This is a genomic window from Huijunlia imazamoxiresistens (genome assembly GCF_037132455.1).
In the GTDB taxonomy this organism is placed as follows: Bacteria; Bacteroidota; Bacteroidia; order Chitinophagales; family Chitinophagaceae; genus Flavisolibacter; species Flavisolibacter imazamoxiresistens.
Window position 1 is genome coordinate 285,229 of record NZ_JBBBEI010000007.1, and the last position, 14,154, is coordinate 299,382.

A 14,154-nucleotide genomic window follows, 5' to 3' on the forward strand; every position below is an offset into this window, starting at 1 on the left:
TAGACATGAAAAAAACACTTTCTTTTATTGTCGCTATACTGGCGGGTGTGCTGGCGCTGGGCTACCTGAACAGCTGTAAAAAGGTCGATTATGTGACCGCCACCACCACCGACGTAAACATGTACGATTACCTGGTGCAGCATCCCAGCCAGTTTTCGGAATTTGCCAAAATGGTGGAAAAAGCCGGTTACGGCAATTTCCTGAATGCCTACGGTTCCTACACCATGTTTGCCCCTACCAACGAAGGGGTGCAGAAATTCCTGCAGGCCAGCGGCAAGGCGTCCGTGGATGCCATGACCCAGGCCGAGCTGCAGAAAATCGTGAAGTTCCACCTGATCCAGGATACCATCAATACCAGTTCCTTTACCGACGGCAAATTGCAGCAGGTAACCATGCTGGGACAGTACCTGGTGACCGGCGTCTCCAACATCAACGGCACCTCGAGCTATACCGTGAACCGGCAGGCCGTGGTGACCCAGCCCAATATCCGCCTGTCGAACGGCAACGTGCATGTGCTGGACAATGTGCTTGTGCCGGCCGAAAAAACCGTTTGGCAAACCCTCCAGGCCAATCCTGATTTTTCCATTTTCACCCAGGCGGTGAAGGAAACGGGTTTTGACTCCCTGTTGAACATTGTGGACAATCCCGATACCACCCGCCGCTTTCTTACCGTGGTAGCGGAAACCAATAAGGCGCTGGCCGATTCGGGCATCACCAGCTACGACCAGTTAAAAGCCAAGTATAGCAATAAGGTCAGTCCCAAGGGCCCCAAGGATGTGAACGACACGCTGCACCAGTATGTGGCCTATCACATTTTTACCGATGCCAAGTACCTGGCCGATATCGTTTCCACCACTTCCCTGGCCACGCTCCAGCCGCTGGAGGTGATCACCCCCAAACTGGAAGGAGAGAAGGTGCTGCTGAACGATATTACCTTCAACAGCGTGCATGAACCCGGGGTGGAACTGATCCGCTCCGCCAGCGACGTATCCGCCAGCAACGGCGTGGTGCATACGGCAAAATCCCATTTAGCCATAAAGGTCCGGGTGCCGGTGCGGGTGGATTTTGACGTGGCCGACCAGCCCGAGCTGAGAAAGCTGCCCAACATTTATGGCCAGGCGACCACCGCCACTGCCATTTCCGGATCAAATGGCGGGGGCGTAGGCTTTGCCCGCGGCACCTTTGCCGATATCATTACCGGCGCCAACTCGGGCACCACCAGCTACGTGAACTATAACGTGATGCCGGCCACCAACACCACCTACTACGGATTCCGGGGCGATTACCTGCGCATCCCGATGGGGACCACTTCCCGGAACCTGTGGATACAGTTCCGTACGCCTTTGCTGGTAAAAGGCCGGTATAAGGTGTGGATCTGCTATTACAGGGGCAGAGCCTCCACCAATAACCCCGCATTTCCCAACCGCGTGCAATTCATCAGCGGCGACTTCAAGGATACCACCAACATGGACCGGACCTTCGACTTCTCCGAACAAAAACCCGTGGGCACGCCGGGCGAGCTGGAAGCGCTGAATTATAAGCAATACACCGAGGCGCCCCAGACCAACAGCGGTGCGGATCTGAACAACGTAGCCCGGATGGTGGGCATCGTGGATGTGAAAACCACCGACCGGCACAACATCAAGATCACGTTTGCCCACCCCAGTTCCACCGGCCAGGAAATCAACTACCTGGATATGATCCAGTTCATCCCGATCAGCGAAAACCAGCTGAAGCCGCTGTTTGGCAGGGATGGAAAACTGATCTACTAACCGGGAACGCAGAGGGGCAATCCCCAGAGAAATCGCAACAACAAAATCAAAAAACATTGCTTCATAAATCGAAAATGATGCGTTTGAATAAATTATGCTTATGGGTAGTTTCTTCTGCCCTATGCCTCGCCGGCTGTAAAAAGCGGGACGATTACTACCAGGCAGAGAGCCAGGACATGACCAGGACGCTGCTGGAAGAGATCAGCCAGCATCCCAATCTCAGCAACTTCTACGAATTGCTGAAGAAAACAGGTTTGGATAAGGAGCTGGCTTCCTCCAAAACCTATACCGTATGGGCCCCTACCAACGAGGCCCTGGGGGTGGTGGATGCCGCTATATTGGCGGATTCCGCCCGGCTGCGGCAGTTCATCGCCAACCATATTTCCTACCAGGCCTTTTTTACCCGCAATGCGCAAACGGCCGTTCGGGTGCCGATGCTCAATGGCAAACGGGTCGTTTTTCAGCATACGAAATTCGATGAAGCCACGATTGTGGAAAAAGACCGGTATGTAGGCAATGGCGTGCTGCAGGTGATTGACAAAAAGGCGCCGGTTTATCCCAACGCCTGGGAACTGGTGAACCGCGGCAGCGACGATCAAAGCAAGTTCATCCTGTCGCTGACCCGCAAGGTGTTCGACGCCACCAATGCGATCGTCGACAGCATCAGCCAGACGGGCCGGCCCATCTACCGCCCCGGTACGGACAGCGTGCTGCGCAACAGCTTCAATACGGAGGTATACGACCTGCAGAACGAAGAAAAGCAATACACCTATTTCATCCTGGATAATTCGGCCTTCCAGGCAGAATCGGCCAAGCTGAATCCTTATTTCAAAACCAGCACCACCGACAGCACCAACGCCCTGGCGTCCTTTGCGGTGGCCAAGGACCTGATTGTAGAGGGTGTTTATACCCAGGATCAGCTGCCTGCCGTGCTGACCTCGAAGTTTGGCGTGAAGATCCCCATCGATAAATCGCAGATCGCTGCATCGGAAAAATTGAGCAACGGTATCGCTTATGTGATCCGGGGGATCAATTTCGACGTGAAGGACAAGATCCCGACCGTGGTGGTACAGGGGGAAAACTACCGCGGCTTTTTCGACCTGAACGGCAACCCGGTTACCCCCCGCCAAAACAACGTCTCCGCCATCTTTACCCGTTACCGGGCAACGCCTTCCGGTACCCCCTTCATCGACATGTTTGCCTATAACCATGGTATCACCGGCTTAAGCGCCCTGTACCGCACCGGCAACCTGGCCTCCGTAAAGTATAAGGTGTACTGGCACGCCCCGAACGATACCCTGAGCGTGAACGGTACCATTGCCCCGGCTGTTTTTAACCAGCGTCTGGCCATGGGCACCTTTGGTACCAATTTCCTTCCCGATGCCACGGGCAAGGCGGTGGCCGTTAACAATTACAGCGAAGTATATATCGGCGACTGGGTGCAGTCTTCCTTTGGTCCCCTGAATATGTGGCTGGCCGCGCCTGCCGCTACCACGGGGCAACCTGCCGGCGTTCGCCTGAACCTGGATTACATCAAGCTTGTACCGGAACTGTAAGCGGAATGATAGCTGCGTTATTAACTAACAAATACCACTACTTGTAATGAATATCTATAAAAAAGGACTCGTTGTACCCGCATTGTTGCTGGGCATCCTGTCCGCAGAGGCTCAAAATAACCCGACGGCAGGTGCCGCCGCTCCCAACCAAAGGACGCAGGTGTCGGCCCGGAAATCCGTGCAGATCAAGGGAACCATCAAGGATGCCGCTACCGGCCAGCCGGTGCGGGCCGTGAGTGTGACTTATCAGAACTATTCGGCGGCCATTACCGACAGCCTGGGCCGTTTTACCCTGAAGGTTCCGAACCGCGACGTGACCATCATGGTCCAGGGCGAAGGCTATCAAACCAAGGAAATCGCCCTGCAGGGCCGCAGCACGGTGGCAGCCGCTTTGTACGAGGAAACCTATGTTTCTTTCTACGACGCCGCCAACCTGCCCTTCGGCAGCCAGCCCCTGAGCCGCACGCCCTATGCCGTGACTTCGGTGCAGGCCTCCAATAACTGGGCGCACCCAACCGAAACGCCGGACGCCTTCCTGCAGGGAAAAGTAGCGGGCCTCAACGCCATCCGCCGCTCCGGAACGCCCAATGTAGGCGCCGACATCTACCTGCGGGGCATCTCTTCGCTCTACGCCACCAACCAGCCGCTGGTAGTGATCGACGGCCTTATCTACGACATCAAGGATTACGGCGGTTCGCTGATCTCCAATGGCTATACCAACCCCCTGGCCTATATCGACATCAAGGACATCGATAACGTTACCGTGCTCAAGGACGGCTCTTCCATGTATGGCACCAAGGGCGCCAATGGCGTGATCGTCATCACCACGGCAAGGGCAAAGGAACTGGCCACCCGCATTGACGCGGCCGTTTACGGCGGTGTGAACTTTACCCCGAAGAACCTGCCGGTAATGGATGCTACCCAATACAGGACCTACCTGTCCGACCTGCTGCAATCCTCCGGCGCCACAGAGGCCCAGGTGCGCAACCATCCCGCTATGAACGACAACCCGGCCAATGCTTTTTATTATCCTTTTCACAACAATACGGACTGGCAGAAGCAGGTACTGGACAACAGTTCCTTTACCAACTATTACCTGAAAGTTACCGGCGGCGATAACATTGCCAAGTACGCCCTGTCCATGGGCGCCGCCAGCAATACAGGGGTACTGAAGGAAACAAAGCTCAGCCGGTATAATACCCGGTTCAATGCCGACCTGAACCTGAGCAAAAGGATGACGGCCTCCGCCAACCTCAGCTTTACCTACAACGAGCAGAATTTGAAAGACCAGGGCCTGGCCCCCAAAACCAACCCCTTGTATGCGGCCCTGATAAAGTCCCCGCTGCTCCATGTCAACGAAGTGTCCGCCACCGGCGCCGTTTCCCCGGTACTGGCCGAGTCGGATACCTTTAAGGTCAGCAACCCTGCGGCCCTGATCCAGAACATGGAAGGCGTGAACAAGAATTACCGCTTCATCGGATCGGTGAACTTCAATTACGCCTTTACCAACGCCCTGAACCTGGGCACCACCGTGGCCGTAACGGTAGACAAGGTCCGCGAAAACCTGTTTATCCCCCGCAAGGGCGTGGTGGACGATACCCTGGCCAACGGCATCATTGCCGACAGCCGCCTGGGATCGCAGACCAAGCGGATCCTGAGTGTGTTTAACGACACCCGTCTTTCCTACGACAAAGTGTTCCGCAATATTCACCACCTGTCGGCCCGAGCCGGCATCCGTTTCCTGCAACCCAAGACCGAACAGGACATCGCCATGGGCGCCAACTCCGCCATCGACCAGCTGCATGCGGTGAACAACTCCCTGCCCGCGCTGCGGACCACCAGCGGCAACCTGGGTACCAGCCGGTGGGTCAATACCTACGTGGGTGCCGACTATACCCTGCTGGATAAATATATTGTATCGTTCAACATGGCCGCCGACGGTTCCACCCGGTTTGGAAGTGATGTGAAGGGATCGCCGCACATGAGCGGGAACAGCTTCGCCATCCTGCCTTCCGTAGCCGGCGCCTGGCTGGTGTCCTCGGAAAAGTTCCTGGCCAATAACCCCGTGATCAGCCTGCTGAAGCTCCGGGCTTCCTACGGCCTTTCCGGCAACGACGATATCGGCAACTATACGGCACAGCAGTATTATACGTCCCAGAACTTCCTGGGCACCCAGGGCCTGGTGCGCGCCAACTTCGGCAACGACCAGCTGCAATGGGAGCGGGTGCAAAAGGTGAACCTGGGCCTGGATGCCGCTTTGCTGAACGAACGCCTGAACCTGGCCTTCGACGTCTATGACAACCGGACTTCCAAAATGCTGGTGAATGAAACCCTGCCTACCATAGCCGGCATCACCAGCGCCTGGACCAATTCGGGTGCCCTGAAGACCCGCGGCGCCGAACTGTCGCTGACGGGCCGTATCCTCAACAAGTCGCAGCTGAAATGGGATTTAGGGGTGGCCGTGGCCCATTATCAATCGCAGATCACCCAACTGCCCAACGGCAGCTTCACCACCGATTATGCCGGGGGAACCTACCTCACCGCCGTGGGCAACGATCCGAACGTGTTTTATGGCTATAAAACCAACGGGGTATTTACCACCGAGGCGGAAGCCGCTGCCAGCGGCCTGAAGGTGATCCAGCCGAACGGTATGCCGCTGGCCTTTAAAGGAGGCGACATGCGCTTCGTGGATGTCAATGGCGATAAGGTCATTAATGCCAGCGACCGCCAGGTGATCGGCAACCCCAACCCGGATTATTTCGGTTCCATCACCAACCGGGTGGAATGGAAGCGCTTTGCCCTGGAAGCGGTCTTCACCTTCTCCAAAGGCAATGACATTTACAATTATACCCGTCGCCAGCTGGAGTCGCTGTCCAATTACAACAACCAGACGGTGGCCATGGTGAACCGCTGGAAAAACGACGGCCAGGTGACCAGCGTGCCGCGTGCCCTTTACGGCGATGCCGTCGGCAACAGCAGCTTCTCGGACCGGTGGATCGAAGATGGTTCGTATTTCCGCCTCCGCACGGCCTCGCTTTCCTACCAACTGCCGGTAAAAACCGGTTTCCTGAGGTATTCCATGCTGTATGTAACCGGGAACAACCTGTTTACCCTTACCAATTACCTGGGCTACGATCCGGAAATGAGCGCCGCACAGAGCGTGTTTGGCCAGGGCGTGGATGTAACGCTGGAGCCGCAATTCCGTTCCATCCAGGCCGGATTGAGAGTTGGATTATAATCTTTAATAAGAATAAGAAACTTGAACATGAAATTTAATATTTTTAAATCAGGCTTTTTGTTAACGGCGCTGGCCGGTACCCTGGCGGTGTCGTCGTGTAAAAAAGTGCTGGATATAGAACCGGAAAGTGCGCTGACCGCTGCGCAGACCTATAACAACGTGTATGACGCGGATGCGGCCGTGCTGGGCATTTACGGCAAATTCCTGCAACTGGCAAAACCTTACGTATTACTGAACGAGCTGCGCGCCGACCTGATGGCGCCGACAGCGAATGCGGACACCTACCTGCAGCAGTTGAGCAATCATAACGCTACCGAGGACAACCCATATATCAACCCCGCGCCGTTTTACGAGGTCATTCTGAACTGCAATGACGTTCTGACGCATTTCGATAAGATGCTGGCGGAGAAAAAGCTGAAGGAGAACGAATACAGCCAGCGTTATTCCGATGTGGCGGCGATCCGCACCTGGACCTACCTGCAGCTGGGCATCCACTTCAGCAAGGATGCCAAGGGCACCGTTGGCATTCCGTATGTCACCAACCCGCTGACCACCATATCCGATGTCAAGAACGGCGCCAACCTGCAGTACCTTCCGTTCCAGCAACTGTTGAGCCAGCTGATCAAAACCATGGAATCCCTGCCCACGCTGGCAGATTATTCCACTTCCGGCACCACGCTGATCACTACGGTGGACCAGTATCCGACCAACAAGTTCTTCATCAACAAGCGCGTGTTGTTGGGCGACCTTCATTTGTGGAATGCGGCATACGATCCTTCCTCTTACCGCAAGTCGGCTACTTACTACAAGCAGGTGATCACCACTTATGATAACGATGGAAACGACAACACCAAGAAGAATTATTATAAGATCATCGGAGCGCCCGATCCAGCTACCGGCAACCAGCTGGCCGTTCAGTATGTTCGTTACCGCGAAAGCGACATCAACAACCTGTACGAAAGCAATACCGAAGGCTGGCGCTCCATGTTCTCCCGCGGCAAGGTGAGCTACGACGCTCAATACAACTGGGAATGGGTGTGGGTATTGCCGTTCAGCAGCAACTTCGCTCCCAAGAACCCCTTCATCGAGCTGATGTCGCCCATTGGCGGAAGCTACCTGGTAAAACCCTCCCGGGCGGCCCTAGATGCCTGGAACAGCCAGACCCAGAAGAACTTCTTCCCCTATGATGCCCGCGGCTCCTTTACGGTCAAGTATATCGGCGGCCAGCCGGTGATCATGAAGTACCTGTATTACGCACTGGACGGAAGCTCCTTCCTGCCCACCCTCAACTCCAACGGAAGAAACGGGGAATGGTGGTTGTACCGGGCCGCTTCGGTATGGCAGCACTTTGGCGAGGCCGCTACCCGCGACGGCTATCCCAAGCTGGGTTATTCCGTGGTCAACCAGGGAATCAGGAGCGCCTATACGCCCTCGCCCGCTCCCAGCAACGTAACGGACATCCAAAACACGCTGAACCTGCCCGAACCCTACCAGTTCGATGCCCGTAGCGGCGATAACCCGAACTTCCGGGCTATTTACCGGGACATGGCAGGGTTGCGCGGACGGGCGTACCTGAACTCCCGGCCCCTGGTAACTGCGGACAGCACCCGGGAGATCGAAAGCCAGTTGGTGGACGAAGCGGCACTGGAACTGGCTTATGAAGGCCAGCGTTGGTCCGACCTCCTGCGGGTAGCCATTCGCAGAAATGAGCCTTCCTTTATCGCAGAGCGAGTGTACAACAAGCTCATTAAGGAAAACGGAGGCGCTGCCGGTACCGCCAAAGACAAACTGTTAGCCGGGGAATACTATCTTCCCCTGAAGTGGCAATAGCCTTCAACAGGCAACCCTGCTTTTCAAAAGGCGGTCCCGGGCATCCGGGACCGCCTTTTTTGTTTTTCTTTTCACTCCTTTTTCCTGCGGAGGTGTTTTTATAAGGCAGACCATTTCCTGTTGAGGTGGTCGGGCTAATTTTGCGTCATTCTATAAAAACAGCAACCTTCTCCCTCATGTTCCAAAAGAAACATCTAATGATTGCCTGCTTCAGCCTCCTGTTTTCCGGTGCGCAGGCCCAGATCCGGCTGCCCCGGGTGATCGGCAGCAACATGATCCTTCAACGAAACCAGCCGGTGCCCCTCTGGGGCTGGGCCAAACCCGGCGCCACCGTAAAACTGCAATTCGCCAACCAGACACAGACCGCGGTGGCGGGCGCCGACGGCCGCTGGCAACTGCAGCTTTCCCCCCTGCAGGCGAGCAGCACGCCCCGGAGCCTGACCCTCACCAGCGATACGTCGACCGTAGTATTGGACAATATCCTCGTGGGCGAGGTGTGGCTGTGCTCGGGCCAGTCGAACATGGAATACCAGGTAAAAAAACCTGCCGGCTATAAAGATCCCGCCCGGGGAGCGGACAGCGCCGCCCTGGAGTTGAACCGTCCCAATGCCGCCATCCGCCTGTTCACCGTGGAAAAGAAATTAAGCCATCCCGACGTCACGTCGAACGGCTGGCAGGAGAGCCGCGGAGCGGCGCTGGAGCAGGCATCGGCCGCCGGCTACTTTTTTGCCAAAAACCTGCAGCAAACCCTGCAGGTGCCGGTTGGCATTATCAGTTCGTCCTGGGGCGGCAGCCGTATCGAGCCCTGGACGCCCCCTTCGGGCTATGCCGCCCTTCCGGCCTTCCGTAAAGAAACTACCGCCGGCAACTTCATGATCGACAGCATGGCTCCCGGCCGCAACTTCAGCAGCATGATCGAGCCCCTGGCGCCCTTTGCCCTCAAGGGAGTGCTGTGGTACCAGGGCGAGTCGAACTGCATGCTGGAGGAACCGGACATGCGCTATGCCGACAAGATGCAGGCGCTGGTCCACAGCTGGCGCACCACCTGGAAGAACAACTCCATGCCTTTTTATTACGTGCTGGTAGCACCCTACCGCTACACCCGGCGGAAGGACAAGCTGCCCCATACCGAAGAAACCCTGCCCCTGTTCTGGGAGCAGCAGGTGGCGGCGGCCCGTATCCCCCACACCGGCTATGTGACCATAACCGACCTGGTGGACAACCTCAATGACATCCACCCTTCCTACAAATGGGAGGTGGGCCGGCGCCTGTCGCTGGTGGCCCTGGCAAAAACCTATAATCGGAAAAATACCGTCTACAGCGGTCCGCAGCTGGAGCGGGCAAAGGTGAAAGGGGCACAACTGGTGCTTTCCTTTAAAAATGCCGAAGGCCTGAAAACCACCGACGGCCAGCAGCCCAACTACTTTACCCTCGCCGGCCGCGACGGCAAGTTCGTTGCCGCCAACGCCGTTATTTCCGGCAACACCGTGGTGCTTTCCAGCCCCGAAGTGGCCCAGCCGGTCACCGCCCGCTTTGCCTGGACCGAAACCGCCCAACCCAACCTGGTCAACGCTGCCGGCCTGCCGGCCGTTCCCTTCCGGACCGATGCGGCCCAATGGGCCTATAAAAAATAAAAGCGCCATGAAAAAAGTACACTTGCTACTGCTCCTTTCTCTTTCCGGCCTCAGCCTGTTCGCCCAGAAAAAGAGCGAACAGGTCCAGGCCCCGACCGTAGTGCTCAGCTTCGACGACGGCGAGATCAGCCACTATACCGTCGTGGCCCCGCTGTTGAAAAAATACCGCTTCGGCGCTACCTTCTGCGTCTGCGATTTTCCCTGGAAGAATCCCGCCGATACCGTGAATTCCATGAACTGGAAGCAGATCGCCGGGCTCCACAAAATGGGCTTCGAGGTGGGCAACCATACCGGTCATCATAAGAACATGACGAAGCTTTCCCGCGAGGAAATGCTGCGGGAGGTGGGCTATATCGAAAACAAGTGCAGGGAGTACGGCATTCCCAAGCCCATATCCTTTGCCTATCCCGGCAACCGCGAGGATTCGCTGCCGCAGGTGGTATTGAAGGAAATGGGGTATAAGTTCGCCCGTACCGGCGGCAGCAAGCTCTATGATCCAAAGCAGCACCCGGCGCTGGCCATTCCTTCCTACACCATGGGTTCCACCGAAAAGCTGCAGGAGCGTACCTGGACGGCCCTCAAAAGCCTGCAGCCCGGGCAGGTGCTGGTATTCACCATCCACGGCGTTCCCGACGCCGCCCATCCCGATTACACGACCTCGGAAACCGTGTTTACCCAGTACCTGGACTACATGAAAGCGCACCACTTCAAGGTGATCGCCATGCGGGATTTGGAAAACCTCACCCGTCGCCGCTAAAGCGGCGCCACCCTCTCCATTTGGAGAACCTGTCCCGCCTTAGCGGGAGGGTGGCGTCTCGCTCCTGGCGAGACGACGGGTGAGGTCTACGCACAAAGAGGGCGTCCGGAAGGACGCCCTCTTTGTGTTTATCGATACGTTTGTGTGGAAAGCCTACTGGATCATGACGATGCTGCTTTGTACAAAGGCGCCTACGGCTACCCGTACCAGGTACATGCCTTTTTGCACCCCTTGCAGGTTGAACTGATGCTGGTACACATCGCCGCTCTTGCCTTCGCTGACGCTTTGAACCAGTACGCCGTTGCTGTTGTAGATGCAAGTGTTCACGGTACCGGTTTCCTTGCTGTTCAGGCGTACTTTAAAGTTGCCTTCATTGGGATTGGGAAACACTTTTAGGATTTCCAGCGAGCTGTTGGCGCCGCCGTTTCCGTTGCTGTTGGAGAACAGGGCGGTAGCACTTTCGGTCGACAGGTTACCTGCGGCATCGGCAGCGATGACGGTAAAGGCATATACCAGGCTGCCGGCAGGAGCATCGGTAATGTAGGTGGTGGCGGTTAACGGCTGTTCGTTGAGCTGCTTGCCGTTGAGGAACACGTAGTAGCCGGTGACGCCGATATCATCACCGGAGGCCTGCCACATCAGTCCCACCTTGCCGTCCGCTGTTTTGGTAACGGTGAGCGCCTGGGGCTGGCCGGGCGCCTTCTTGTCGGTAACGGTTAAGGTTTGCACTACTGCCGGTGCCGCTTCGAACTGCTGATTGCCATCCTGTGCGGCCGCAAGAAGCGTCGTGCCCAGGCCTTTGATATGCACCTTGCCGTCGACGATCTCGGCTACTTCAGGATTGGAAGACGTGTACGCGATGGGCAGGCCGGAAGTGGCGGTGGCACCCGCATCGAAGTCGGCGTCGCCGTATCCTTTTTCTTCAAGGGCCGCGAAGGTGATCGTTTGTTCGAACTTGTCCAGGATATAGCGTTCGCCGGTGCCAAAGCCGCCGGCCAGGGCATCGCCGTTAAAGTTGCGGATGGAAGGCGCTGCGATGACTTCCAGGCGCAGGTAGCCGCCCCGCGTCACCACATTTACGCCCACCTCGTAGGTCTTACCGTCGGCCAGCGCGTTGATGGAGGCGACGCTGCCGGCAACCGTACCGGTCCCGGTAAGGATAAAATCGCCCGCATCCACGCCGGTCACCGGCTCGGAAAAGACCACCCGGTATACCACGTAGTTGGCCGTGGTGATGGCTTCGGCCGGCGCCAGCCTTTTGATGGAGGTGACCGTTGCCGCCGGAGGGGCCGGCGTATATTCCAGATAACCCAGGTCGGGGGCGCTTTCGGCAAACGGCAGGCCCACGTTGACCCCGGCATTGATCAGGTCGCTACCGGCTGCCAGGCGCAGCAGGTCGGTTACCGGCAGGTCGCCGTTGGCCAGGCGGGGCGTCCGGAACAGGGAGGTGTCCAGGGAGCGGAAGTCCGAAGAGTTCAGGGTAAGGCCGGTGGATAAAAAGCTGTTGTGGTCTATGGTGCACTGGGCCGCATCGTAATCGCTGATGAAGGCGTTCGACGAGCGGGGCGCATAGCTGATGTTGTTGCGCAGCACGTGGCCATAGCCCGGCACGTCCTGGGAGAAATCCTGGCTGCGGTTCAGCATATTGAAGTTGGTGCTGTTCCGGTAGGCGGTGTTGTTGTACCAGTCGTTGCCGCCCATGTGGTGGTTGGCGTAGAAGCCGGACGCCTTGTTGTACACGGCCAGGCAATAGCGCACGGTGTGGCGGGGAACGGTGGTCAGCCCGGAGGGAGGCGTGGACACCCCAAAGCCGCCTACCTTGAAGCCCAGCCCGTTTGCCAGGCTCTGGCCCGAAGTGGAATAGCCGTTGCGGAACGACCAGCAGTTTTCAAAAGTGATGGCGGCGTAGGAGTTGATGCAGTCGTAGCCGTCGTCGCTGTTGTACCAGGCACGGCAGCCGCGGAACACGTTGCCGGTGTAGGTGTCGCGGTTGGGATGGGCGCCGAAGCCGTCCACGTTGCCCCCCAGCTTGTCGCCGGAAATGCTGTCGCGGTTGTTGTAGGCGTCGCAGTTGACCACCAGGTTGTTGCCGCCCCGGGTCAGGTAAAAGCCGATGGCCATGCCGTCGTGCATGCTGAGCTGCTCGTAAATGTTGTTGCTGCCGCCGGTGGAGCTGGAGGCATTATTGGAAAAGCAGATGGACTGGGTGTTGATGTTCTGGTTGGTGGTCACCTGTACGCCCACCACTTCCAGGCCCCGGAGGTGCAGCCACGACCCGGTGACCTCGAAAGCATTGATGCGGGTATCGGCAGGTTTGACGTTCGAATAATCAAATACCGGCCGTTCGCCGGGATACGCCCAGTAGTTGATCCGCTTGCCGGAGGCGCCGCTTTTGGTCAGGTTGGTAACATAGGCAAATTTCGTAGTGCCCACGGTGGTGAGCAGCGCGATCTGTGCTTCCTGCATCAGGTACAGGCCGCCGCGAATGTACACGGTATCGCCCGCCGCTACGGCGGTCTGGGCCCGCTGAACGGTCAGGAAGGGAGCGTCGATGGTGCCGGCATTGGCGTCGTCGCCGGCGGGCGCCACGTAATAGGTTTTGCTGTGTGCCACCAGGCTGCAGGAGCACAGGAATACCGCAAGAAAAAGTAAATTTCTAAGCATAGCAAGTGTTTAATCGTTTAAGAAGGGTTTATGATGAAAATGCAAGTGCCGTGTAGCGGGTAATGGCTGTCGTTAGATAAGGGGAATAAACGGCTTGATTAGGAGGACAAGTTCGTACTTCTTCCAGCAGTAACCGACCTGCGCCGTCCTGTTTTCCAGGCAATTATGCCCGGAAAAAAAGAAAACCTACAGCGGCCGGCAGCGGGGTGCTGCCGGACCGGTCTGTAGGTTTGTTTGATGTTTTCCCGTGTCGGAACACAGGAAGTAGGAATTACAATTGCGCGGGCTTTTCGTACACTTCGGCCTCGATGATGCTCAGGCGGCCGGTGGCTTTGCTGTCGTCGCGGGCCACGCCGTCATCGAGCTTGGCGCCCGATACTTCCACCTGCTTGTTCTCTTCGGCGGTTGCCGAACCGGCCAGGCGGATGCGCACCTTTTTGCCTTTGGTGGGTTGGCAGGCCACGGTGCAATAACCGAGGCTTTTTTCCGTCAGGCCGTTGAACACTTCCTTGCCGTCCACGGTGATCACCAGCGGGTACACGCGGCTGCGGAAGTTATTCAGCTTCAGGGTCACTTCGCTGACGGTTGCTTCCCGCTCCAGTTCGTATTCAACCCAGGCGGTGGACAGGTTGCCGTCGTTGTACCAGTCGCTCAGCTCGTTGTCGTCAATGGAAGCGAAAGCGCTGTCGGCGTTGGCGCCGGC

At 57.2% G+C, this 14,154-nt stretch carries 7 protein-coding genes and 1 pseudogene; 6 read left to right on the plus strand and 2 right to left on the minus strand.

Features of this window, described 5'->3' with window-relative positions; genetic code table 11:
* The first annotated feature begins 5 nt into the window (after positions 1–5).
* The 6 genes from V9K67_RS11520 (at position 6) to V9K67_RS11545 (ending at position 10,787) form a co-directional block, all read left to right on the plus strand.
* Positions 6–1,772, plus strand: a complete 1,767-nt coding sequence (locus tag V9K67_RS11520; protein WP_336722528.1) for a fasciclin domain-containing protein — start codon at positions 6–8, stop codon at positions 1,770–1,772.
* 83 nt (positions 1,773–1,855) lie between these two features.
* On the plus strand, positions 1,856–3,328 hold the full coding sequence (locus tag V9K67_RS11525) for a fasciclin domain-containing protein (RefSeq protein WP_336722529.1): 1,473 nt from the start codon (positions 1,856–1,858) through the stop codon (positions 3,326–3,328).
* Positions 3,329–3,374: 46 nt separating this feature from the next.
* The gene (locus V9K67_RS11530; protein WP_336722530.1) at positions 3,375–6,566 is read left to right on the plus strand and encodes a SusC/RagA family TonB-linked outer membrane protein; all 3,192 of its coding nucleotides are present in this window, start codon (positions 3,375–3,377) and stop codon (positions 6,564–6,566) included.
* A 27-nt stretch (positions 6,567–6,593) separates the two neighbouring features.
* The gene (locus V9K67_RS11535; protein WP_336722532.1) at positions 6,594–8,396 is read left to right on the plus strand and encodes a RagB/SusD family nutrient uptake outer membrane protein; all 1,803 of its coding nucleotides are present in this window, start codon (positions 6,594–6,596) and stop codon (positions 8,394–8,396) included.
* 197 nt (positions 8,397–8,593) lie between these two features.
* Positions 8,594–10,030 carry a sialate O-acetylesterase gene (locus tag V9K67_RS11540; protein WP_336722533.1) on the plus strand — a complete coding sequence of 479 codons (1,437 nt, stop codon included), beginning with the start codon at positions 8,594–8,596 and terminating at the stop codon, positions 10,028–10,030.
* A 7-nt stretch (positions 10,031–10,037) separates the two neighbouring features.
* On the plus strand, positions 10,038–10,787 hold the full coding sequence (locus V9K67_RS11545) for a polysaccharide deacetylase family protein (protein ID WP_336722535.1): 750 nt from the start codon (positions 10,038–10,040) through the stop codon (positions 10,785–10,787).
* A gap of 153 nt (positions 10,788–10,940) precedes the next feature.
* Here the strand turns inward: V9K67_RS11545 and V9K67_RS11550 are convergent, their stop codons facing one another.
* Together V9K67_RS11550 and V9K67_RS11555 are read right to left on the minus strand one after the other, a co-directional pair.
* Complete coding sequence (locus V9K67_RS11550) at positions 10,941–13,451, minus strand: right-handed parallel beta-helix repeat-containing protein (protein ID WP_336722538.1); 2,511 nt, start codon at positions 13,449–13,451, stop codon at positions 10,941–10,943.
* Between the two features lie 271 nt (positions 13,452–13,722).
* Positions 13,723–14,154 (minus strand): annotated as a pseudogene (locus tag V9K67_RS11555) (beta-galactosidase); the annotation flags it as partial.

What these genes read in the sequence shown, in the direction of transcription:
- V9K67_RS11535 (WP_336722532.1), top strand. Translation starts at nt 6,594, where the DNA reads ATGAAATTTAATATTTTTAAATCAGGCTTTTTGTTAACGGCGCTGGCC.
- V9K67_RS11550 (WP_336722538.1), bottom strand. Translation starts at nt 13,451, where the DNA reads ATGCTTAGAAATTTACTTTTTCTTGCGGTATTCCTGTGCTCCTGCAGC.
- V9K67_RS11545 (WP_336722535.1), top strand. Translation starts at nt 10,038, where the DNA reads ATGAAAAAAGTACACTTGCTACTGCTCCTTTCTCTTTCCGGCCTCAGC.
- V9K67_RS11520 (WP_336722528.1), top strand. Translation starts at nt 6, where the DNA reads ATGAAAAAAACACTTTCTTTTATTGTCGCTATACTGGCGGGTGTGCTG.
- V9K67_RS11530 (WP_336722530.1), top strand. Translation starts at nt 3,375, where the DNA reads ATGAATATCTATAAAAAAGGACTCGTTGTACCCGCATTGTTGCTGGGC.
- V9K67_RS11540 (WP_336722533.1), top strand. Translation starts at nt 8,594, where the DNA reads ATGATTGCCTGCTTCAGCCTCCTGTTTTCCGGTGCGCAGGCCCAGATC.